The organism is Segatella copri, from assembly GCF_051861805.1.
Classification (GTDB): Bacteria; Bacteroidota; Bacteroidia; order Bacteroidales; family Bacteroidaceae; genus Prevotella; species Prevotella copri_M.
Window position 1 is genome coordinate 449,081 of sequence record NZ_CP146520.1, and the last position, 24,586, is coordinate 473,666.

The window sequence follows — 24,586 nt, forward strand, 5'->3', positions numbered from 1 at the left end:
ATCATTTTTCTTGTTTTTATGATTCTACTTTGTCCATAATACAACATCCCCCTGGAATCGGGTACGCTTATTTTAAAAATTTTGTTGCAAAAATACAAAAATAATTGGGAAATGCAGCATTTTAGGAAGAAATGATTAACTTTGCAAACAGAAAAATCAGAAGACTATAGATAATTGCAGAAAATAAATATTGCTAAATGCAGAGGATCACGCATAAGAGAATCAGAATTTCCTGGCTGCTGCTATTGGTTTACCTGCCGATGCTGCTTGCCGTTACGTTTCACCATCATGGTGAAGCGCAGGGAACTCATGCAGATTTCTATTGTGCAGATTGCGCCCATCATGTTCATCACGACGGCCATCTGATAGCCCTGCAGAATACCATGCACGACTGTGTGCTCTGCCAATTGCAAAGCACATCTTATCTGGCTCCATCCCTCGTGGTATGGGTTGCCATCACCGTGCTCCATCTCTCCCCTCGCCGTGCCTTCTGCTCTCCTTGCCTGTGCAGGGCGAAGGGGGTAAAAACTACCCGTGCTCCACCTTATTATCAGTTTTTATAAATAATTGAAAATTAACATAATAAGGTAATAAATAACATAATGAGAATAATATTGAAATCAATATTGCTGATGAGCCTATGCTCGTCGGCAACAGCCCCTGCTATGGCTATAAACGGAGCAGATAATAACAAGGAAAAGTCAAGCATTCATGGTATGGAAACCAGCGATTCCATCAAGCACCAGCCTCTGACGGAATCGAGCGTAAAACTGAACGAAGTGGTGGTTACGGGATTGACTGGCAGCCAGAAACTCAAGCAGTCGCCTGCACCCATCTCTTTCGTTTCTGCCCGCCAACTCGAAATGCAGCCTTCTACCAACATCATCGACGCCATCGCTCATCAGCCAGGCGTTTCGCAGATTACCACGGGAAGCGGAATCTCCAAACCCGTGATACGTGGATTGGGATTTAACCGTGTGGTCGTAGTGAATGATGGAGTCAGACAGGAAGGACAGCAATGGGGCGATGAACACGGAATAGAAATCGACCCGGCTTCGGTTCATTCCGTAGAGATCCTGAAAGGTCCTGCAAGTCTTATGTATGGCTCGGATGCGATGGCTGGCGTCCTTATCTTCCATTCCGCTCCTACCCTTGCAAAGGGCGACATGAGAGCGAATTTCTCTACAGGTTACCAAACCAATAACGGACTTTTTGATTATTCGCTCAACTTTGCCGGCAACCAGGGCGGCTTTGTCTGGAATACCCGATATAGTGGAAAAATGGCGCATGCCTACAAGAACAAATACGATGGTTACGTCTTCGGTTCTTCACTCCGAGAACAGGCCCTTTCGCAGCTCCTCGGCTGGAATTATCGCCAGGGACATTCGCATCTCACACTCGATTATTATCATCTCACTCCGGGCATCGTAGAGGGAGAAAGAGATGAGAAAACGGGCGAACTGGAAGTTCCCGATGGCTACAATGCCAAGAGTTACGGCAAACCGATGCCTTATCAGCAGATTCATCATTACAAGGCTGTACTTGATAATTCCTGGTTTCTGGGCGACGGCAATCTGAAGTTCCTCCTGGGTTATCAGCAGAACCGCCGTCAGGAGTTTGAGGAGGAAGAGAATCCGAAGGAATGCGGACTCGACTTCATGCTCCATACCATGAATTACGACCTGCATTATCTCTCGCCGGAAATGAATGGATGGAAGTTCTCTACAGGCATCAACGGCATGTGGCAGCAGTCGATTAATAAAGGTTCTGAATTTCTGATTCCAGCCTATCATCTCTTCGATTATGGCGTGTTTGCCACGGTGAGCAAGAAAATAGGCAAGCTGAATCTGAGCGGCGGAATCAGATACGATCATCGCCACCTGCACAGCGAAGCTTTAAGAGAAGAAGATGATACAGATTCGCATAGTTCAGATTGGAATGGATTTGTCTTGAATGGTTCTGAATCAAATGGTTCTGAATTGAATGATTCTTTCCGCTTCCAGGCCTTTAAGCGAAGCTTTGAGGGAGTAACCGGAAGCATCGGCTTGGCTTACGAAATCCTGCCTGATTTCAATCTGAAGCTGAACCTGGCAAGAGGATTCCGTGCTCCAAACATCAGCGAATTATCATCGAATGGTGTGCACGAGGGAACCCAGCGATACGAATTGGGAAATACCGGTCTGAAGCCTGAGAACAGCTGGCAATTCGACCTCGGTTTGGACTATTCTTCGTCTATTATTTCGGCAGAACTCTCGCTGTTTGCCAATCGCATTAACCATTACATCTATAGCGAGAAGTTGGCAGATGAGAACAATCAGCCTATCCTCATCGACGACACGCCTGCCTATCAGTTTACTTCGGGCGACGCCCGCATTCTGGGTGGTGAGGCGAGCATCGACATCCATCCAGTAGAGCGTCTGCACTTCGGCAACACTTTCTCGTATGTCAACTCCGTGCAATTGCATCAGCCATCCGAATCTAAGTATCTGCCATTCACCCCAGCTCCCCGTTGGATTTCGGATGTAAGATATGAGTTTGTCTGCAACGGCAGGACTTTCGACCATCTCTTCGTCAAGCTGCAGATGGATTGCAATCTTCGCCAGAGCCATTATTTCGCAGCCAACGATACGGAGACCGCCACGCCATCCTACACCTTATTAAATATGTATGCCGGTACCGACGTGAAGCTTCACGGCAAGCGCCTTCTCTCGCTCTATCTTTCGGGCGAGAATATTACCAACCGTGCTTACCAGAACCACCTGAGCCGTCTGAAGTATCTGGCGGAAAACACGGTTACGGGCAGAAGAGGCGTTTACAACATGGGGCGCAACTTCAGTATCAAAGTAGTGGTTCCGATAGAACTGTAATTCCCCCTTTTAGAATAAGCAATTCCTCATCAGGAATCAGAATTTGGAATAAATAAATGCCGATAGGGTGCCCAAAACTACAGAAAAAGTAACTTTTGGCGCCACTATCGGCATTTTTTCGTCTAATAATTAGACAATAATGACCGCTTTTCGATGATATTTCGTAACTTTGCAACCATGATTAAGAAACAAGGAACGATATTGATTGTTGATGACAACCGCAACATTCTTACTACGGTAAGGATGCTGCTGGAACCCATATTCGATGGCATCATCACCATCGCCAACCCTAACTCCATCCCAGCCAAGCTGAGAGAGGAGCATCCCGACGTGGTGCTGCTCGACATGAACTTCTCCAGCGGAATCAATTCGGGAAACGAGGGACTGTACTGGCTCAGAGAAATCAAGAGCCTCAGCCCGAAAACCGAGGTGGTGCTCTTTACCGCCTATGCCGACATCCAACTTGCCGTAACAGGCATCAAGGAAGGTGCCGCCGACTTCATCGTGAAGCCTTTTGAAAACGAGAAGATGATCCGCACGCTGATAGAGGCTAGGGATAAGAATAAGGCTGTGGATAACGCTATTGGCAAAAAAGGTGGAAAACTTTGTGGAAAAGATGCACAAAATGCTATGTTTTGGGGAGATAGCGAAGTTATGAACAATTTGAGAAGCATTGTGGAAAAAGTTGCCGCAACCGATGCAAACATCCTCATTACGGGCGAAAACGGAACGGGTAAAGAGGTATTAGCCAACGAAATACACCGTTTATCCACAAGATGTGGGAAAAAGATGTTGCCTGTGGATATGGGAGCCATTACGGAAACCCTTTTCGAGAGCGAACTCTTCGGTCATGTGAAGGGCGCTTTTACCGATGCCAAGGTGGATAAACCGGGCAAGTTTGAGCTTGCCGACGGCAGCACCATCTTCCTGGATGAGATAGGAAACTTATCCTACAGCCTTCAGGCAAAACTCCTTACCGCCCTGCAACGCAGAAGCATCGTAAGAGTGGGCGGAAGTACGCAGATTCCCATCAACGTGCGACTGGTTTGCGCCACCAACCGCAATCTGCAGCAGATGGTAAACGATGGCGAATTCAGAGAGGATCTGCTCTATCGCATCAACACCATCCATTTGGAATTGCCTGCCCTGAGACAGAGAAAATCAGACATCGTTCCATTGGCAGAAAGATTCCTTCGTCAATATGGTGATTTATATAATAAGAATCTCCGTCTTTCGGAAGAAGCTGAGAAAAAACTTACCAGTTTGCCATGGTATGGCAACATCCGTGAACTTCAGCACGCCATCGAGAAAGCCGTGATTCTATCTGACGGCGGAATGATTTCTGCCGAAGATATTGACGGCGGGAACCAGCAGAGAAAAGAGAAGCCCCTGGAAGAGGTTCAGACGCTCGACGAGATGGAGAGCCGAATGATAGAGAAAACCATCAGGGAATGTGAAGGAAACCTGTCGGTAGTAGCTGCAAGGTTAGGTATTTCCCGCCAAACGCTTTATAATAAGATTAAGCGATATGGATTATAAACTAATTATAATTATCGTGCTTTTGCTCGTGGCTGTAGTAGGTTACATTCGCCTCTACCGCCACTATCGCCGCAACATCAAGAAGGTAACCTTCCTTTTTGATGCGATAGATAATGGGGATTTCTCCTTCAGTTTTCCTACGGAGAAGAGGTTTAAGGAGGATAAGATTCTGCATCAATCCCTCAACCGAATCAAGCTCTTCCTACAACATACGAGAGAGGAGCAGATGGATCGGGAGAAATATTATGAGCAGATTCTGAATGCGGTGGATACGGGCATCCTGGTGGTGGATGGCCACGACAACATCCTGCAACACAACCAGGCTGCCCTCCGGTTGCTCGATACGGATGTGCTTACCCACATGAACCAGGTAAAAGGGAAACTGAAGGATGAACACTTGGCAAAGCATGAGACGCAAGCCATGCTGAAAGACAAGCACGTGCGCATCATCGCCCTGAGCGACGTGAGCCACGAGCTGAGCAATCAGGAGGTGGATTCTTGGATCAAACTGATTCGTGTGCTGACCCATGAAATCATGAATACCATCACGCCGGTTACTTCGTTGAGCGAAACTCTGCTTACCCGAGTTACAGAGGATAAAGACTTGAAGCAAGGCTTGGAAACCATCCACAAAACAGGAACAGAACTGTTGGCTTTCGTCAATAACTATCGCCGCTTCACCCATGTTCCCCAGCCTCAGCCTGCTCTCTTCTATGTGGAACCATTCCTAGAAAGAATGGCGATGCTCTGCAACCACGAAGTAGAGATTTCTGTTACTCCCAAGGATTTGCTGGTTTACGCCGACGAAAGCCTCCTCTCTCACGTGGTAACGAACCTTCTGAAGAATGCCGTAGAAGCTTTCAGGGAAAAGGAAAAATTATCATTTATCCGTCTCCAAGCCTACGCCAATGCCCAGGAATCCATCATCATCGACGTGAGCAACAACGCCGGTCTCATCCCCGAAGATGTAGCCTCCCACATTTTCATCCCGTTCTTCACCACGAAGCCGGAAGGAAGCGGAATCGGTCTCTCCCTCTCCCGCCAGATTATGCGAGTAAGCGGTGGCAGCCTCTCGCTCCATCAGGACAAGGCACAGGGAATCACCACCTTCCGCATCATCATCCCATAACATAAACACATTTTTACTAGAAAAGTTTGGTGCTTATCCATAAAAATCGTATCTTTGTCCCCACAAATACAGAAGATTATGGCATTCGAAAAGGAAATCAAGGAATACGAGGATTTGAGACGCAAATATCAAACCCTTATCATCAATAAAATGGATAGAGAAGAGTACATCAAATATAACGAAGTACTCTTCTCTACCCATTCGTGCGCCATTGAAGGCAACTCATTCTCCGTAGATGATACCCGGGAACTGAAGGAGAAAGGCCTGGGGATGATTCCTGCCGGAAAGACTCTCTTCGAGGCTTTCGAAATGCTTGATCACTTCGAAGCCTTCGAGTACATGATGCAAAACACGCAGCATCCACTCGACGAGAATCTTCTGAAAGAAATCAACAGGCGGGTTACCAGCCATACGCTTTCCTATCGTTCCCCAGAAGCTATTCCGGGCGAATACACCACCACGGACATGGCTGCAGGCGATACGGTATTTGGCGACCACGAAGAACTCATCGCCAGAGTTCCCAAGCTGTTGGAATCAACAGAAAAAGCCATTGTTTCAGCAGCCGTTCATCCCATGATTCTTGCCGCTCGCTTCCATGGTTTCTACGAATATCTCCATCCCTTCCGTGATGGGAATGGAAGAACAGGACGACTCATCAGCAACTACATTCTCTTAAGATTGAATCAACCTCTTCTCATCATCCCATCCGAAGCTCGCCAGGAATATATTTCTGCCCTTCGTATGATTCGCACAGAAGCAACCGACGAGCACCTCGTCCGCTTCTTTTTCAAGATGGCAATACAGAGGATGGAGGAAGAGCTGAAGCAGAAAGAGGCTAACACCAAGCGATTTATGACATTCCTCTTCTAACAAAGCATAGGGTACCCCTCAAAAGAAACAGAAGCACTAAAGCTGATTGCCCTCTGCCTCCACAATCTGTCCATCAAACAAGCGGATGGTGCGATGGGCTATCTTGGCATCATGCTCATTATGCGTCACCATGACGATGGTGGTGCCCTCGTGGTTCAGCTCAGTAAGCAGATGCATCACCTCGGCACCATTCTTGGAATCGAGGTTACCCGTAGGCTCATCGGCAAGGATGAGCTTCGGACCAAAGACCACGGCACGGGCAATGGCTACTCGCTGTTGCTGACCACCCGAAAGCTGGTGAGGGAAGTGCTTGGCACGATGGCTGATGGCCATTCGCTTCATAATCGCCTGCACCTTTGCCTTGCGCTCCGCCTTCGGAATGTTGAGGTAGGTAAGAGGAAGCTCGATGTTCTCCTCTACATTCAATTCATCTATCAGGTTGAAGCTCTGGAACACAAAACCGATTTCTCCCTTTCTCACATCCGTACGCTCCTTCTCCTTCAGGTTTGCCACCTCGTGATTACCCAGGAAATATTTTCCCGATGTAGGGTTGTCGAGCAAACCGAGGATGTTGAGCAAGGTGGATTTGCCGCAACCGGATGGTCCCATGATAGCAACAAACTCGCCGTCTTCTACTGTGAAAGATACGTTATTTAAAGCAATCGTCTCCACATCTTCTGTGCGGAATGACTTGCAAAGATTCTCTATTTTTATCATTTTATTGTTATTTTTGAAGTGAAAGAAATTAAAGAGTTAAAGAAATGCTTATCTTGCAAAAAGTTAGGAATATAGGGAAAAAGACTATTGTCTTAACTCCTTGACTCCTTAACTCCTTAACTCCCGATTATTTTATTCATCCTTGAGATACTTCACCGGATTACTATTCGCCACCTTGTAGCAGTTGATGATGACGGAAAGCCCAATGATGACGAGCAAGATGATGGTAACGCCGATAAACAGCAAAGGCGTCATCGTAATCTTCTCGCTGAACGACATGAGCCATTGTCTGGCTATCAGCCAAGCCCCCAAATCTCCCACGATGATGCAAGGCAAGGCAATCTTCATAATGTCCTTCAGGAAGATGCGAAGAATATCCTTCACCTTCGCTCCGTTCACCTTTCTGATTGCAATCTCCTTGCGGCGGCGGTTCACCTCATCACTCGTATAACCCACCAATCCGAAGAGGGCGATGATCATCGTGATGATGCCGGCAACCAGGATTCCGTTGCGGAAATTGAGCTGGGAAGCATACTGTGCCTTGAACTCGGATTCATAATCATAAACGGTCACTTCATTATTCGGATACAGCGACTGCACCTCGTTCTTTAAGTCAGAGAGACTCTTTTCCGTCAAGTCATTAAACTTGACGAGCATACACCGATTAGCCCGACCATAGAAATAGACAAAAGGAGTAGCGTTCGTATCAGCATTCGACGTGCTAATCGTTCCATACCTCACATTCTTGACCACGCCACAAATCGTCATCGTTTCATCCTCATCACAATGAGAAGATACCCAAACCCTCTTACCTACGGCTCCATCTTTCCAATGTCCAAGTTTTACGAGCTTGTTAGCCAAGTTCTCGTCAATGATAATTTGTCGAGAACTATCATTACGCTCTGTGAAGAAAGATCCTTCTACAAACTCAACGTCCATCATCTTGAAGTAATTGTCATCCACTCCACCTGCATCATGAATGATTTGGATAGTACGCTTGTCGCCAGGCAAAGAAAGATTATTACCATTAAAGCTATAACTTTGCAAAGGAACACTATAGCAAGATGCCACCATATTGACATCAGGCATTCGCTTAATTTCCGATAGACATTGCGCTCGTTGGTCTTTCTCTAGTCCTTCTACAAAAACGAATGCCACCTTATCATACTTGTAACCAGGATTCAAGTTTACCATCATATTATATTGATTATTGACCACAAAGAGCAAGCTGAACAATAGCCCCGAAATGATAAACTGAACACCCAGCAAGATGAGCTTCCATTTCTTACGGTTCTCACTATACCCCCTGAAAGCAATCGCTACAGGTATCTTGCAGTAAAGCCAACCAGGCATCCACCCACCCACTAAAAGCACTAAGAGACAAATTGCTACCAATATCCAGCAACCTCGATTGAGCACCAAGACACTAACTGGGGCTGAAAGGAAATTCTCTACCGTTCCCTTGCTGAGAAATACTAAAATAGCTGCAAGAATAATCGACAAGCCAACATGTACCAACGCCTCGGAGAAGACAATGGCATGGATGTTCTTGGGTTCCGCTCCATAACATTTACGCACAGCCATCTCACGAGAACGCGTTACGAGATTACCCACGATGATGAGCAGGTAATTCATCACGGAAGTGAAAAGCAATACAAAAGCGATGATACCCATGATCCATCCCATCTTCTTGATGTAAGGGCTTTGCGTGTACATTTCGCTGAGAACGGTAAAGTCGTAATCTAATGAAATACCCGCTTTCTTCCATTCTTTCAACGGGAAGTGGTCTTGCTTCATCTTGTTGATATATGGATGAAGTTCACTTGGCTTATGCCCTTTTGACAATCGGATAAAAGACTGATAACAATCATTTCCAGTCCATTGCTGCCTTCCATCATAACCAAACATATCCCCGATACTACCCAATGACACCAACACTTGAAGAGAATGCCAAGAGGATCCCCATGGGAAACTCTCAAATACACCTCCGATAGTAAAGGTATGTCCAGGATAACTTGCCATCGTGAAATGCTTACCCACGACATTGCCGCCCATCTTCGCCGCTGTCTCTGAGTCTATCATGCAATAGAATGGACGAGAAAGGACTTCTTTTGCCTTGCCAATCGTTACCTTTTGGGGAAAGACATCAAAAAAACAGCTATCCGCCAATGCTATTTTACAAGAGATTGCATTTTGGTCTTCCATATTACATTGGAAATCTCCAATAAAAACAAGTCGTGTAGCAGCCTCCACAAATGGAGCATACTGTTTGATGCCCGGAGCTGTAGCTCCTGAGGTTTGGGCGAAATTGAAAGACTTATTGCCATCGTCTCCCGGCATCGTTCCCACTTCTGAAATCTGATACGTCCTTTCCCATCCTGGGAAATACGTATCGTAAGTCTGCTCGAAATAAATCTCGGCAATAATTACCGAACTGATTGCCAATCCGAGCGCCAGACACAAGATCTTCACGAAGTTGTGCTGACCTCTTCGAGGCAGATTCTTGAATGCGTTAATAATATGATTCATATCAAATATCCTGTTTCAAGGGTGTTAGCCCAATTTATCACTAATCACTACTAACTAATCATTACTAACTAATCACTACTAATTAAAAACTAATACATCATTATCCTTATAGGCTTCATAGCCGCTAACGATGACTTGTTCGCCCGGCTCCAAGCCCTCAATCACCTCATAATACTGAGGATTCTGGCGGCCAATGGTTATCTTTCGGCGATAAGCCTTCTTGCCACTCTTGTCTAAAACAAAAATCCATTGACCGCCCGTTACACTATAAAACGTGCCTTTAGGGATAATTATTGCCTGCTTCGACTGACCGAGTTGCAAATCTACATAATAAGTCTGACCGGTTCGGATGTTGCCAGGGCGAACACCTTTGAAGATGAAGTCGATGCGGAACCTACCGTCTCTTACCTCGGGATAAACCTTGCGAACCTGCAGGAGATAATGCTTGCCGTTCTGGTCGAAAGTGGCTGTAAGTCCCGGTTTTACCCGGTCGATGTAATGCTCATCCACCTGCGCCTGCACCTTGAAATCGCTGAGGTCGTTGATGACGCCAATCTTCTGTCCTGCCTGAATGCTCTGTCCCAGTTCCACATCGAGCAAACCGATTTCACCCGATATGGTGCTGCGGATGTTCAGTTTCTCCTTGCGCTGGCGAACCAGCTGCACATTCTTCTGCATGGCTTCCAGATTATCACCCATCTGCTCCATCTGCGAACGGCGGAGCTGTGCATCCTTCTTCAATCGCTTGCTGATGAGCGCATGCTTCTTGACGGCAAGGTCGTAATCTTCCTTTGCCTTCAGATACTCCTCGCGCGAATTGAGTTCTTCCTTGTGCAACGCCTCCTGATGCTGATAGGAACGGCGCTTGGTAATGACATCCTGCGAAAGCGACAGTTCCTCGTTGCTATTGTTTAGACGGTCCTGCTCCATCGAAATCTGGGTGTTGCGAAGCATGTCCTGCTTTTCGGCAAGTTCGCTTTCGGCATTCAGAATCTCCAGGTCGAGATTCGAATTGCTCAGTTTCACGATCACATCACCCTTGTTTACGTGGGCACCTTCATCCACCACTTTCTCCAGAACAATACCGCCTTCTTCGGAACTGATCTGTACCACGGAGATAGGAACCACCTGTCCATCCACCGAAACATAATCGTTGAACTGCGCCTTCTCCACGGTTCCGATGCTCAATCCCTTCCTGTCCACCTTCAGGGTGGAAGAGAAATTGCTCAATCCCAACCAAATGAGGACTGCGATCAAAACCGCTCCTCCGCTAATCCATTCCCAATACTTGCGAGGCACGAGATATTTTTTCTTTTCTATTTTTATGTCCATAATTTTATGTATTCAAGTTTGCAAGAGCACTCCACACGCCCTGAAAGGGCAGAAGCTCCTAGCCCAGGGTAACACCCTGGGTAATCATGGCCGCAAGCCTGTCGCCCTGTAAGGGCAAAAGCTTTAAAATTCCAGGCAATATACAAAGCTTTTGCCCTTTCAGGGCGCCTTGCTGATTGCTATTATACCCAGGGTGTTACCCTGGACTAGGAGCTTTTGGGCCTTCAGCCCGTACCTGAACCACTTGCGAAAGTTCTGTTATTTAATTAAATTTTCCCCCTGATAATAAGCAACCAGCCTCTGTTTGATAATGAGCAGCAACTGCATCTGGAGTTCCTTGACCCTGCTTTCCAGAAGCGTCTGGGCTACGGTATGAAGATCGAAGGTGGAAAGCATTCCTTCCTCAAACTTGCGGCTCGACATGTGATAGGCGAGCGAATCGGAGGCTACCTTCTTCTGCATCTGATGCAACTCCTTGGCGTAACCCTCTGCATCCATCACCGCCTGGGCTATCTGGTCGTGAAGCTTGCGCCTGGTTTCCTCCAGGTTCACCTGTGCCAGTTGCCAGTCGTTGCGTGCCTTCTTCACGCTGTGCCAATGGTCGCTATTATAAATAGGTATGGAAAGGGTCAACGCGAGGTATTCGCCCTGGTTGTTGCGAAACTGCGAGGCAAACCCATCGTATTGCCCTTTCTGAGAGAGATTCTTATAATAGTTGGTAGAAATGCCGCCACCGAGAGAGAGTGATGGCAGCAATCTGCCTTTTGCTATCTTATAATCATACCGTGCCCGCTCCACTTCGTACTCTGCCGATTTCAAATCGGGAGAAATATTCTGAAAGCCCTGGTAAACGGTTTCGTAGTTTACTCCAGATTCAGGAACCTCTTTATTATCAGACGTTAACTTCAAATTCTGCTCCTCATTAATCAGAATTTTCAGCTCTTCATCCACAGGAAAATTCATCGCCGATTTCAAGGCGAGCAGACTCTGCTTTGCCACATTCTCCTGATGCGTAAGATTGTATTCATCTTCCGCCACCTGCGATTCCATCTGTACCACATCCGGGCGCCCTTTCTCGCCCAGTTCATACAGTCGCTTCATCTTAGCCAGCATCCGCTTGCTTTCGTTCAGTTTCTCGCTTGCTATCTGAATGCTTGCCTCAGCATAGGCAGCATCCACATATTTCTGCATCACGTCGATGGCTCTATCGTCCTGAATCTTCTGCATCGCCGTGGCAGAATAATCCCGGCTCAGCTTAGCCTGCTTCAAGGCGTTGATGGTGGCGAAACCATCGAAGACATTCAGTTCGGCATAAAGCTGATAATAGTTGTTGAATGTCGTTACATTATTATAAGTATTGGTTTCCGGGTCGATGTTTCGTCCCCAGGCGTACTGTCCCTGCACGCCGCCCGTAACGGTAGGCAGGAATCCTGCCACAGCATGCTGGTAATCCTGCTTGCGCTGGCGGGCGTTAACCACCTCCCGCTTCACCTCCGTGGCGTGCTCCACGGCGTATTTCATGCAGTCGTCAAGGCTCCAGCTCTGTGCCGAGGCACTAGCCGCCCAGACCAACCATCCTATCAATATTCCTATTCTTTTCATAATCTTCTTCATTTTGGCATGATAAGGGCAAGAGCCATGCCAAAACAGCATTTCTCCTGATAATCAAACCATTAAATAAAAACTCTCATTAAACAAACTGTCCAACAATTAGACACCACCGTCTAATTGTTGGACAGAAACCGCAGCTTAAAGCTAATCAATCGAAACCAAAGCTTAAAGCTGATCATTCATCGCATCCACCACTTGTCCATCAAACAGATTGATGATGCGACTGGCGTAGGTAGCATCGTGCTTGGAGTGCGTCACCATCACGATGGTGGTTCCCTCCTCGTTCAGCTCGCTGAGCAACTGCATCACCTCCATACCATTCTTGGAATCGAGGTTACCCGTAGGCTCATCGGCAAGGATGATGCTAGGCTTGCCCACCACGGCACGGGCGATGGCAACCCTCTGCTGCTGACCGCCCGAAAGCTGATGAGGATAATGCTTGGCACGATGGCTCAGCTTCACCTTTCTCAGAATTTCGAGCACACGCTCCTTGCGCTCCGCCTTCCCCACTCCGAGGTATTTCAGCTGCAAATCCACATTCTCCTCAACGGTAAGTTCGTCGATAAGGTTGAAGTTCTGGAACACGAAGCCGATGCGACCCTTGCGATAGGCGGTGCGCTCACGCTCCTTCAGATGGCCCACTTCCTCGTTATTCAACCAATACTTGCCCTCCGTAGGACTATCCAGCAAGCCCAGGATGTTCAGCAAGGTTGACTTGCCGCATCCCGAAGGCCCCATGATAGCGATAAACTCACCATCCTCTACTTCTATGTTTACGCCGTTCAGGGCGATGGTTTCCACCTCTTCCGTGCGGAATATTCTAGTTAAATTCTCTGTTCGTATCATCGTTAGAAATCTTTTTTAAGTTTATGACTCATTATTCAGCCTTGATGCTGTCTATCGGATTCGACATCGCCGTACGCAGGGTGCAGCCGATAACCGAAACAAAGGCTATCAATAAGGTAAAGACGGCGCCAGCCAGCAACACCCACCAAGGGAAGGAGATGCGATGGACGAAATCCATGAGATAAGTCTGCATCAGCTTCACGCAGATAGGGATGGCGATGACCACAGCCACCAGCGAACTGACAAGGAATCTCTTAGCCAGTTGCCAAGCCGCATCCCCAATCGAAGCGCCCATCACCTTGCGCAGGGCAATCTGCCGCTTCTGCTGGTTGCCGTAATAAACCGACATTCCGAAGAGCCCCAAGGCAGAAATCAGGATAGAGATGCTCATGAAGGTGATGATGAGCACCATCATATTATGCTTGTCCTTGAGGTTATTCTTCAAAGTATCATCCATATACTCCACCTGCATTTCCGCAGGAACTCCCATCAGTTCCTTAGCCACCTGCTTGCAGGTACTCCGGATAGCCTGCAGCGCCTGGGCATGATCGCTACGGGTTTTCACCAGAACTGTCCATCCACGCTGCTGCGGGGTAACGACTCCAATGGCATTATGCTCCGTTTTTTCATTCTCGCTCAGCGCATCTCCACTATGGTAATCGGCAATCACGCCACACACCTCGTATTCATGCTTTCCATCCTTCATTCTCATTCCGAACCAAGGCTTGTGGGCAGAAACGCCATAGGCACGCTTCGCATCTTCCGTTACCCAAATCTTTCCATAGGCTGGCTCGCAATACTGCTCAATCACCCTGACTCCCAGCATCTTCATCGCCGTGGAATCTACCATGAATATACGGAGCATTCCTATCAGTTTTTCATTGTCATCATGCACGCCATTTCCCCAGCTTCTGATAGGATTGGCGTTGCCGTAAGTTGCCTCTTCCACCTCTGGAAGCGCTTTCAGACGGTTTTTGAGAATAGACATCTTCTCCGGCGAACCATCCAAGGAAGAAATGATGGAAACAATATCCTTCGTCTGATAACCCAACGGCAAATCGGCAAGATGCTTCATCTGGAGCATCATCGTTATCGCCATCACTACCAGCGTGATACTGATGACGTTCTGGGCTACGATAAATATCTTGCTGAACCACATCTTGCTGCGCATGCGGATGGTTCCCTTCACCACATCTATCGGATTGAAACGAGAAACCACGATGGCAGGAAGGATTCCCGCAAAGATGGAGATGATGACGTAAGCCAACGGCAGGAACCACAGAAGGTCGAAGGAATGGAACAGGTCGATTTTCGTATCCAACATAGAATTGAACAACGGGATAAATGCCCAGGAAATCAACAAGCCCAACAGGAAGCAGACTGCCGTGAAGAGCGCCGACTCCTTGAGATAGCGAAGCATCACGCCCCCTACCGATTCGCCCAGCAGTCTTCGGGTAGCCATCTCCTTCGCACGGTTGCCAATCTGAGCCACCGTAAGATTGATGTAGTTGAACAAGGCAGAAAGCAGCAGAATCAGCGCCACGACCAGGAGGATATTCACGAGAGAACGATTTCCATGCTTGAAAATCTCGACATCATCATCCGCAAAATGAATCTGGTCCCATCTCACAAACTGGCAGCCCCACATGAAGTCGGCTCCACCTGATTCCTTTTTCCACTCCTTCCAGTAGTTTATGTATTTGCCGAGCAAGGTCTGTCTCACCTTTTCGGGGTCGGCTTCCTTTGCCAGTCGCGCCACCGTAGTGCAGGAGCCAAACTGATTCATCGGCTGAGCCTCAGCTTCTATCAGTTTCATCGACACGAAAATATCGTATGGGTTAAGAAGGTCCTCACGGTCGAAATCCTCCATGATTCCCACCACCTTGAGTTGCAGCTTACCGCATTGGATGGTACGGCCGATAGGATTGGCGTTGCCGAAGGCTTTCTTGGCAAAAGATTCCGAAACCATTGCCTGATGAGCATCCGAAAGGAGATGATCTGGCGCACAACCACGGCATTTGTAACCCATAAACTGGGAAAAGTTCGGGTCGATAGCCAGATATTTTGCCTCATAATACTGTCCATCTATCATGGCTCCCTGCGGAGCATAATATTCACCAAATCTTGTCCATCCCTTGATTTCCGGGATGGAAGGAAAGAACTCCTTGGCTATGCCCCAGGTCATTCCGAGATAATCGCCGGAACCTGCAACATAGAGCTCCTTCGCCAGTTTCTGATTCGTTCCCACACGATACTCTGCAGTAGCGTAGGAAACGAGAATCAGCACAAAAGCCAGTGCCACCGAGAGACCCAAGGCCTCTATGGTGGCATAAAGCTTGTTGCGTGATAAGAATTTCACATAACTTTTCATCATATACTCATTTATTTTTTGTTTCACTAAAATCAAACGATAAAGGAAGAATACCATCTCCCTGTTTTCATTAGCTGCTGCAAAGTTACGGCTTCTCCCGTTTTCTGCCAAGATTTCCGGCAGCCCGGAAGGCGGATTGTATGAAATTCATACACTCTATTGTATGATTATCACACAACAATCCCGGTTTTATTTGTCGTTTCGGAAAAAAAGCGTACTTTTGCAAAAAAAAATAAAGATATGAAATATGGAACCCTTCTTGTCATCGACGATAATCCGTCGATACTCACGGCGCTGAAAATCTGTCTGAGCAATACGTTCGAACGGATTCTCACCCTGTCTCGCCCCGATACCGCCCCCACGTTGCTGCAACAGGAGCAGGTAGATCTGATCCTGCTCGACATGAACTTCTCGCTCGGCGTAAACAGCGGACAGGACGGTTTACTCTGGCTCCGCACCTTCCGCCGACTCCATGCCCACATCCCCGTGGTGCTCATCACCGCCTTTGCCGACGTGCAGCTAGCCATCAAGGGATTGAAAAGCGGAGCCGCCGATTTCGTCACCAAGCCCTGGGATAATGACGAACTGATAAGGGTGCTCAAGGATGCCATCGACAACAACACGGAAGTGGCAACCTTGGAAAATTTCGAGAACGATTACATCCGGAAGGTCGTGGATAAATGCCACGGCAACATCTCGCGTGCAGCCGAAATGCTCGGCATCACTCGCCAAACGCTTTATGCCAAGCTCAAGCGATAATTCTTTATTACAATCATTCATGATTATAAACATCTGATATGAACACCATTTTCCACATATATATAATAGGTATCATACTCCTCGTCATAGGAGGTATCATCTATCTCTTCTTGCGTCACCAGCGCAACCTGAAGAGCCGTGCCTTCTTGATGCAAGAGGCTATTCGCAATGGCGATTACTCCTTCCGCCTATCCACCAAGGGATTACTCTTTGGAGAACGAGCCTTGCAGCAAGCCCTCAACGACATGGAGAACGACATCGGCAGACTGGTGGCGCAGCATGAGGTGGAATCTTGGCAAAGGCTAACCCGTGTGCTCACCCATGAGATTATGAATGCCACCGCCCCCATCTCCAGCATCTGCCAAGCCTATCTTAGCAATCCCGACATCCAAGGTTCGTCCTATGAGGAAGGCATCCGAGCCATTCGAGATACCAGCAAATCGCTCACCAGTTTTGTGGACAGCTACCGCAAGCTCACCCAGCTACAAAATCCTGTCATCGAGAACATTCCACTCAAAGATTTCGTGGAAGGCATCAAGCCGCTCTATCCTCAGATAGAATGGCACATCCATATCCCCGAAGATGCCACCTGGTCTGCCGACAAGAACATGCTGCGCCAGGTATTTATCAATCTGACCAAGAATGCCATCGAGGCTCACGCCTCAGCCATCGATATTCGAAGCTTCCACAAACATCCAGAGAGCATCGAGAGTTCACAATTCTCAGGCATCTATTTCAGCAACAATGGCGACCCCATCCCTGCCGATGTGGCAAAGGAGATGTTCATCCCCTTCTTCTCCACCAAGCCATCAGGTTCGGGCATCGGCCTCTCCATCTCCCGCCAGATGCTGATGATGCAATCCATCAATCTCTCCCTTGCCGAGCACAATGTGGCAGGCTATCATGTAACATTCCGGATGGAATGAAATATATGATAAAGAAGATGAAACAAAAACTTTTGGTGATTTCAAGGCTTTTATGTACTTTTGCAAGCGAAACTTACAAAATAAAATAATAACATACAATATGAAGAATCTAAAAACAATTATCTTTACCGCTTGCGCCCTGTTCTCACTCGGCGCAGCAGCCTCAACCGAGCATACCACCGTGCAGGGCGACCATGGCAAACTCGATGTAGTCATCCAGCGTCCAGACAATGATGCAGCCAATGACAACGGAAGCCAAGCAAATGCCAAAGCGAAGGCAGGCAAGAAGACTCCGCTCCTCGTGCTCTGCCATGGATTTGGCGGCAATAAGGAGGGAAGACTCTTCGACTGCCTCGTAGACAGCCTCAACAAGAAAGGCATTGCCGTGATCAGATTCGACTTCAATGGCCATGGCAAGAGCGAGGGAAAATTTGAGGATATGACCGTACTGAATGAGATAGAAGATGCCAAGTGCATCTTGCGCTATGCCTCCTCGCTGCCTTGGGTGAGCAAGATTGCGATGGGCGGCCACTCACAAGGTGGCGTGGTTACAGCCATGACCAGCGGACAGCTAGTCGCACAAGCTGACAAGGATATCAAGAAGATACAAGCCGTGGTGCTCCTTGCCCCTGCCGCCGTGCTCCGTGACGATGCCCTGCGTGGCAATACATTCGGCAAGATGTACGACCCCAAGAATCCTCCAGCCAAGATAGAGATGTGGGACGGCAAGGCCCTGGGTGGCAACTATATCCGCACAGCCACCACTCTGCCTATCTACGAGACGGCCAAGAACTACCACGGAGCCGAGTGCATCCTGCATGGCGATGCCGACCGAGTAGTGCCTTACACCTATGGTCAGCGTTTCCACTATCTGAACAAGAAGAGCGAATGGCACTTGATGACCGATGCCGACCACGGATTCGGCGGTCAGGAAGAGCAAGCCGCTCATATCGCCAGCGATTTCTTGGCTAAAGTTTTGAAGTAAAACATACATTTACTAGCAATAGCATAAAAGTCCTTAACATATAGTACAATCCACTATATGTTGAGGTTTTTTTATTTTTTTAGCAAAATAATTATGGCTATTTGTGGATAATTGTTTATTTTTGCATTGTCATTACGACAAAAGCATTATTAGATACAAAGACTTTCCACCAACATGAATGGCGGATACGCAAGATGGCAAAGCCAGAATCTCCGCAAACTTAGAACAGAAAATATAAAATAACACATTAAACTTTACAACAAAGCGAATGATGACAATAGAAGAATACAGAGCGGCTATCTTACAATGCCTGCTCGACGCAAAGAATGAGGACGGCACTCCTGCCATCACTCCTAAGGAAGCCCAAGAGGCACTCAACGGTTTTACCGATGACGAACTGCAGGATGGAATCCTTTGGAATTCACCAGAAGACGTGGCTGAAATCATACTCGAAGGATAAATTACATGCCGAGGATTGTAAATTACAAAAGTAATATCCATCTATAAACAAGAGTAATATCCATCTTTAAGTATAGAAAAAGGAGCAAAGACTTATCGGTTTTACCGATTCGTCTTTGCTCCTTTTTGTATAGAGAATCCTGCTAGGATATTGAATCATATTTCGATACTGGATCCTATTTATGCAGAATCCTGCTTTCGTGTTTATCTGGCGATAAACTTCTTGCCATTACAGATATACATCTGACCAGCCTTCATCTGCTCAACCTGCTGACCCAGCATGTTGTAAATCTTGCCATCCTTCACCACGGCTGTGTGAACCACCCTGATTCCGTTGGTTATCTGCTCGTAGGTAAAGGTTACTCTGGCAAATATCTGCTTGTTCTTACCCTTGGCATCCACATCGCCGCTCGTGATGTTAGAGTTGTCGAACGCTAACTTGATGCTCTGGGTTGCAGCAAAATCCTTAAGGTCGATGGTTACAGGGCTCTGGCCGGCGGTACCACCAGGCAAAGTTACCTGATTTGCCAAGATAGAGCTTTCGCTTCCATCCACATAAACGCCCGTAAGATAGATAGAGCGGTCGGCTGTGGTAGAGGTATTGTTGCTGTAGCCCTCCACATTGATGCCCGTGATGCGATAACCAGCATTTACGGAGAAGGTGATGGTTTCACCATTGTTGTTGGTTCTCATCTTGATGTAACCATTAGATGAAGAGGCAGTTATCTCACCCTTCTCGCCTGCCGTATAGCAGGTACCCTTGATGATTGCCTTGTCTTCGGCTGGAGCCTTCATCTCTTCCATACCATTGGTAGGCTTCTCTGCTGCCACCTTTTCAGGAGCATGGCTAACGGTCTGGGTAACGTAGGTTTTTCCATCTACCCCCAGGTAATCCGGGAGATAATAACCCAGATGAGGCGGCTGGTTGTAAGATGAGTTCTGCCATACTACGCCCATGCGATAAACATGGTCTTCCATCAAGCAAGGCACCTTGTATTTAGTAGGCTCCGGAGTGGAGAAAATCATGATCTTGCAAGTTGGCGAAGTATAATCGTCCTCATGCTGGAACATAATCAGCTCCTCGCGCCAGTCGCCCAGCAGGTCAGCCTGCAGACATGGAGTAGCCTTGGTGGAATTGCATGCCGATGGATTGCCGTATTCGTAGAAATTCTGGAAGGTGACGATGCTCTTTCTTGCCGTATTATAGTTTTGGATGCGTGGAGAATAACCACCCGTCGTGGTGCTATAGCGGCCGTCGAAAGTCTGGTCGTACGGATCGCCCGTCCAATAGATTCTGAAGTTGGTATCAGGTTTTTTGCCGGCAATCACCGTATTGCCGGTAGCGCAATCACGCACATCAGCATCCGTGCTCGACCAGAACTCGAATCCTCTGTTGGCTGGCACGAAATCTGCCGCCAGTCCGCGTCCGTTGTCTCTATCGCCCGTGGCTACGCAAAGAAACTCTCCGGTGGTGGCATCGTGTACATCCCAGCCATAACCGCCCTCTTTTTCTTCGTGAGGCATCATCACCTCCAGACCTGGACGGTCGGGACAAAGATCGGTCAGATGGATAGCATCGCCATGACCTTTTCCTGTGGCACAGAGCAACTTACCATCATGACCGATGGTAGCCGCACCAATACAGATATCATCAAAGCCATCGTTGTTCACATCGCCCACGGAAATGCCGTGCACACCCTGTCCGAAACTGGAATTTCCCGTTCCCGAACTGAGCACCTTGCCCTTGGCATCCACCACTTCCCACTTATTACTCAAACCTTTATGGAGCCAACGGGTAGAAAGTTCCTTGCCATTCCAATCCACAGCCCACAGGAAACAGTTCTTGTAATATCCACGCTGGAATACAGCCGAAGGCAACTTGTCCATGCCGTCAAGATAAGCAGCACAGGCATTGAAACGCTCCGAACGATTGCAGTTACTATCGCCGAAGAAAGCAGAATTATCTGTTGCCGAAGAAGGGAAGTCTTCTCCCGAACGGCTTGGCGAATACCAGATAGTGTGCATTGCCTCGCCCGTTTCACCCTTGAATACGGTAAGGAATTCCTCGCCGTCGGTTACACGACCCTTGCTGTTAAGATAGGTCTTGGAATTATCCACCGCCTGGATTTTGGCATCACCAGCCTCGGTTACATACTTTCCCTTGCCATCGGTAGAACCATTGGCCGTCTTGCAGATCAGCTCAGCCTTTCCGTCGCCATCGAAATCATAAACCACCATCTGCGTGGTATGGTTGCCCGAACGGACGTTGAGACCCAGGTTGATGTTCTTCTCCCACAGCGGAGTGCCATCCATGCGATAAGCGCTGATGATGACCGGCGAAGCATAGCCATCCTTTCCACTATCACGCTGGTTATCAGGCATCCATTTCAGAATCAGTTCATAGTTTCCGTCGCCATCCAGGTCGCCCACCGCCATGTCATCCGGACGGTATCTTCCGGTGGTGTTTCCGCTCTTGATGCTGGCAGGGCGCTTCACATCGAAGGTGGTAAACATGTTGTTCCAGGCAGTAGCCTCACTCGCTTCACCTGCCGAAGACACGATGCGATACGTATCGCCCGGCTTGCCATTGGCATCCAGATAGCTGGTTACATCCGAAACGGCAGAAGCCACCTTCTTGCCATTGCGATACACATCAAAGGCCAGATTCTTGGCATCCGAAGTAAGCGAACGCCAGGAAACCAGAATACCCTGGCTGGTCTTGACAGCCACAGGTGCACGATTCAACTTTTCCTTCACCTGCTGAGCTGAAGCAGAGAAGGAATTTGCTGCTAATAAAGCAGCCAACAAAAAATGCAATTTCATGTTCTTTAGTTTATTTGTTCCTAAGTTTATTGTTTCTGAGTTTAATTGTTCTTAAGATTATTCTCTCTTTGTTTAATTGAATCCGCCACAGATTTCTCTATTTTGGGTGGAATACAAGACAAAAGAGGCTTTAGTCTTCATTTTTGTTGCAAAAGTAATAAAAAAAACAAGAATATGCAAACTTTTCTTTGCCTAATTCAATTTTTATTTGTAAATTTGCAACCGCAAAGAGGAGGAGGGAACTTGCAAATCCCTCTTTCGCAAAGCTTCAGCAGAATAAAAAGTTTGCAAAGCTTCAGCAAAATAAAGACAAAAAGAAATTTTTACCGGTAAAATAGATATTTAAATAATGAAGATAGAAAACGAAATCATCAGCTCTGTCATCGCGGCGGTGAAGGAGCTTTATGGTCAGGACGTACCTGAGAAGATGGTAGCCCTGCAGAAGACCAAGAGTAATTTCGAAGGTAACCTTACCCTCGTCGTATTCCCATTCCTCAAAATGTCGAAGAAAAAGCCTGAGGATACTGCTCAGGAAATCGGTGAGTACTTGAAGAAGAACTGCGCCAACGTCATCGCAGACTTCAATGTGGTGAAGGGTTTCCTCAACCTTTCTATCGCTCCTGCCGCTTGGGTAGGACTCCTGAACACCATCAACGCTGACCCTAAGTTCGGCGAGAAGCCTGTTACTGAGAATAGCCCACTCGTCATGATTGAGTACTCTTCTCCTAACACCAACAAGCCTCTCCACCTCGGTCATGTGCGCAACAACCTGCTCGGTTGGTCATTGGCCCAGATTATGGAGGCCAACGGCAACAAGGTAATCAAGACAAACATCGTTAACGACCGTGGTATCCACATCTGCAAGTCTATGCTCGCTTGGCTCAAATGGGGCAATGGCGAAACTCCTGAAACTTCCGGCAAGAAGGGCGACCACCTCATCGGCGACTACTATGTAGCCTTCGACAAGCACTATCGTGAGGAAATCGCAGAGCTCAAGGCTCAGTACATGAAGGAGGGCATGGAAGAAGAAGCTGCCACAGAGAAAGCCAAGGCAGAGGCTCCATTGATCAAGGAGGCTCACGAAATGCTCGTAAAATGGGAGAACAACGACCCTGAAGTTCGCGCCCTCTGGCAGAAGATGAACAGCTGGGTTTACGCAGGCTTTGACGAGACCTATAAGATGATGGGTGTAGGTTTCGACAAGATATATTATGAGTCAAACACTTACCTCGAGGGTAAGAAGAAGGTAGAGGAAGGATTGGAAAAAGGTCTCTTCTTCCGCAAGGACGATAACTCTGTATGGGCAGACCTCACCAACGAGGGTCTCGACCAGAAGCTCCTGCTCCGTTCTGACGGCACCTCTGTTTACATGACTCAGGACATCGGTACTGCCGACCTCCGCTTCAAGGACTTCCCTATCGACAAGATGATCTACGTAGTAGGTAACGAGCAGAACTACCACTTCCAGGTGCTCTCTATCCTGCTCGACCGCCTCGGCTTCAAGTGGGGTAAGGACTTGGTTCACTTCTCTTACGGAATGGTAGAGTTGCCTAACGGAAAGATGAAGAGCCGCGAGGGAACCGTAGTAGATGCTGATGACTTGATGGCAGAGATGATCAAGGATGCTCGCCAGACAAGCGATGAGCTTGGCAAGTTCAAGGACATGAGCGAGGAAGAGCGCCAGGAGATTTCACGCATCGTGGGTCTCGGAGCGTTGAAGTACTTCATCCTCAAGGTAGATGCCCGCAAGAACATGCTCTTCAACCCAGAAGAGAGTATCGACTTCAACGGCAATACAGGTCCTTTCATCCAGTACACCTACGCTCGTATCCGCAGCATCATGCGCAAGGCAGCAGCCGAGGGCATCGAGATTCCTGCAGAATTGGGCGCAGATGCTCCTATCAACGAGAAGGAAATCGACCTCATCCAGAAGATGAACGACTTCGCTACAGCCGTAGCCGATGCCGGCAACAACTATAACCCTGGCGGCATTGCTAACTACTGCTACGAGCTGACCAAGGAGTTCAACCAGTTCTACCACGACTACAGCATCCTGAATGCTGAGAGCGAGGCAGAGAAGACCACTCGTCTGGTTCTTGCAGCCAATGTTGCCAAGATTCTGAAGAATGGTATGGCTCTGCTCGGTATCGAGGTTCCAGAAAGAATGTAATATTTACATAAGATATAATAACCTACAATTGAATATTGACTATTGACAAATAATGAGCACCCCCAGAGCCAGACTCTGGGGATTGCTCATTTCGTTTTTATAGAGGATAGGATTCTAAAACAATAATCAACAGAAAATAAAAGAATAGAAAAAAAATGAATAAGATGCCCGTAAATCCTCCTTCATGGAGAAACGATACCGTGTTGCCTTTGCCCAACGAGGTAAAGGCGAATGCCTGGGCTGTGGATGCTGCCTGTTCCGGCAATCCGGGTCCGATGGAATACCAATGCATTGATCTCCAGACTGGTGAGCAGGTTTTCCACTATGGTCCTATCCACGGCACCAACAACATCGGCGAGTTCCTTGCCATCGTCCACGCCCTAGCCTTGATGGCCCAACGAGGCATCACAGACAAGGTAATCTATAGCGACAGCGTGAATGCCCAGCTCTGGGTAAACAAGAAGCAATGCAAGACCAAGCTGGAGCGCACTCCTCAAACCGAGCAGCTCTATCAGGTCATCGCCCGTGCCGAAAATTGGCTCCGCACCCACCCCATCACCGTGCCTATCTTTAAATGGGAAACAAAGAAGTGGGGCGAGATACCTGCAGATTTCGGAAGAAAAGGATAAGATTCTTCTTCTAAAATTTCACTA

General features: G+C 47.8%; 18 protein-coding genes. 11 read left to right on the forward strand and 7 right to left on the reverse strand.

Annotated elements, in window-relative coordinates:
- Positions 1 to 197: 197 nt before the first annotated feature.
- The 5 genes from V8Z93_RS01680 (at position 198) to V8Z93_RS01700 (ending at position 6,405) form a co-directional block, all read left to right on the forward strand.
- Positions 198 to 563, forward strand: coding sequence for a hypothetical protein (locus tag V8Z93_RS01680; protein WP_439432207.1), 366 nt, complete (start codon positions 198 to 200; stop codon positions 561 to 563).
- Positions 564 to 602: 39 nt separating this feature from the next.
- On the forward strand, positions 603 to 2,867 hold the full coding sequence (locus V8Z93_RS01685; RefSeq protein WP_439432208.1) for a TonB-dependent receptor: 2,265 nt from the start codon (positions 603 to 605) through the stop codon (positions 2,865 to 2,867).
- A gap of 177 nt (positions 2,868 to 3,044) precedes the next feature.
- Positions 3,045 to 4,406: a sigma-54-dependent transcriptional regulator gene (locus tag V8Z93_RS01690; protein ID WP_439432209.1), complete on the forward strand. Its 1,362-nt coding sequence runs from the start codon at positions 3,045 to 3,047 to the stop codon at positions 4,404 to 4,406.
- Positions 4,396 to 5,535, forward strand: coding sequence for a sensor histidine kinase (locus V8Z93_RS01695; protein ID WP_439432210.1), 1,140 nt, complete (start codon positions 4,396 to 4,398; stop codon positions 5,533 to 5,535). The genes V8Z93_RS01690 and V8Z93_RS01695 overlap by 11 nt, the downstream gene beginning before the upstream one ends.
- Before the next feature lie 78 nt (positions 5,536 to 5,613).
- Positions 5,614 to 6,405: a Fic family protein gene (locus tag V8Z93_RS01700; RefSeq protein ID WP_439432211.1), complete on the forward strand. Its 792-nt coding sequence runs from the start codon at positions 5,614 to 5,616 to the stop codon at positions 6,403 to 6,405.
- A gap of 36 nt (positions 6,406 to 6,441) precedes the next feature.
- Here the strand turns inward: V8Z93_RS01700 and V8Z93_RS01705 are convergent, their stop codons facing one another.
- The 6 genes from V8Z93_RS01705 to V8Z93_RS01730 all read right to left on the reverse strand — a co-directional run bounded on the left by V8Z93_RS01705 (position 6,442) and on the right by V8Z93_RS01730 (position 15,814).
- Positions 6,442 to 7,122, reverse strand: coding sequence for an ABC transporter ATP-binding protein (locus V8Z93_RS01705; RefSeq protein ID WP_203039135.1), 681 nt, complete (start codon positions 7,120 to 7,122; stop codon positions 6,442 to 6,444).
- Between the two features lie 132 nt (positions 7,123 to 7,254).
- Positions 7,255 to 9,651, reverse strand: a complete 2,397-nt coding sequence (locus V8Z93_RS01710; protein ID WP_439432212.1) for an ABC transporter permease — start codon at positions 9,649 to 9,651, stop codon at positions 7,255 to 7,257.
- A gap of 78 nt (positions 9,652 to 9,729) precedes the next feature.
- Entirely contained in the window at positions 9,730 to 10,983 is a 1,254-nt protein-coding gene (locus V8Z93_RS01715; RefSeq protein ID WP_439432213.1) for an efflux RND transporter periplasmic adaptor subunit, read from the reverse strand.
- Positions 10,984 to 11,241: 258 nt separating this feature from the next.
- Entirely contained in the window at positions 11,242 to 12,585 is a 1,344-nt protein-coding gene (locus V8Z93_RS01720; protein ID WP_439432214.1) for a TolC family protein, read from the reverse strand.
- Positions 12,586 to 12,759: 174 nt separating this feature from the next.
- Positions 12,760 to 13,440, reverse strand: coding sequence for an ABC transporter ATP-binding protein (locus V8Z93_RS01725; RefSeq protein ID WP_118311189.1), 681 nt, complete (start codon positions 13,438 to 13,440; stop codon positions 12,760 to 12,762).
- A gap of 31 nt (positions 13,441 to 13,471) precedes the next feature.
- Positions 13,472 to 15,814 carry an ABC transporter permease gene (locus tag V8Z93_RS01730; RefSeq protein WP_439432215.1) on the reverse strand — a complete coding sequence of 781 codons (2,343 nt, stop codon included), beginning with the start codon at positions 15,812 to 15,814 and terminating at the stop codon, positions 13,472 to 13,474.
- A 237-nt stretch (positions 15,815 to 16,051) separates the two neighbouring features.
- Between V8Z93_RS01730 and V8Z93_RS01735 the strand changes: the two genes are divergently transcribed.
- The 4 genes from V8Z93_RS01735 to V8Z93_RS01750 all read left to right on the forward strand — a co-directional run bounded on the left by V8Z93_RS01735 (position 16,052) and on the right by V8Z93_RS01750 (position 18,941).
- Positions 16,052 to 16,570 carry a DNA-binding response regulator gene (locus tag V8Z93_RS01735; RefSeq protein WP_218419232.1) on the forward strand — a complete coding sequence of 173 codons (519 nt, stop codon included), beginning with the start codon at positions 16,052 to 16,054 and terminating at the stop codon, positions 16,568 to 16,570.
- Between the two features lie 38 nt (positions 16,571 to 16,608).
- A complete protein-coding gene (locus V8Z93_RS01740; protein ID WP_439432216.1) occupies positions 16,609 to 17,496 on the forward strand; it encodes a sensor histidine kinase in 888 nt (295 codons plus the stop codon).
- Positions 17,497 to 17,596: 100 nt separating this feature from the next.
- Complete coding sequence (locus V8Z93_RS01745) at positions 17,597 to 18,481, forward strand: alpha/beta hydrolase family protein (RefSeq protein ID WP_439432217.1); 885 nt, start codon at positions 17,597 to 17,599, stop codon at positions 18,479 to 18,481.
- 268 nt (positions 18,482 to 18,749) lie between these two features.
- Positions 18,750 to 18,941: a hypothetical protein gene (locus tag V8Z93_RS01750; protein ID WP_203039130.1), complete on the forward strand. Its 192-nt coding sequence runs from the start codon at positions 18,750 to 18,752 to the stop codon at positions 18,939 to 18,941.
- Between the two features lie 203 nt (positions 18,942 to 19,144).
- Here the strand turns inward: V8Z93_RS01750 and V8Z93_RS01755 are convergent, their stop codons facing one another.
- Positions 19,145 to 21,763 carry a rhamnogalacturonan lyase gene (locus V8Z93_RS01755; protein ID WP_439432218.1) on the reverse strand — a complete coding sequence of 873 codons (2,619 nt, stop codon included), beginning with the start codon at positions 21,761 to 21,763 and terminating at the stop codon, positions 19,145 to 19,147.
- A gap of 349 nt (positions 21,764 to 22,112) precedes the next feature.
- On the opposite strand from V8Z93_RS01755, the gene argS reads away from it, so the two are divergent.
- A complete protein-coding gene (gene argS / locus V8Z93_RS01760; RefSeq protein ID WP_439432219.1) occupies positions 22,113 to 23,933 on the forward strand; it encodes an arginine--tRNA ligase in 1,821 nt (606 codons plus the stop codon).
- A gap of 155 nt (positions 23,934 to 24,088) precedes the next feature.
- Positions 24,089 to 24,562 (forward strand): RNase H family protein, encoded by a 474-nt coding sequence (locus tag V8Z93_RS01765; RefSeq protein ID WP_203039124.1) that lies wholly within the window; start codon positions 24,089 to 24,091, stop codon positions 24,560 to 24,562.
- Positions 24,563 to 24,586: the final 24 nt, after the last annotated feature.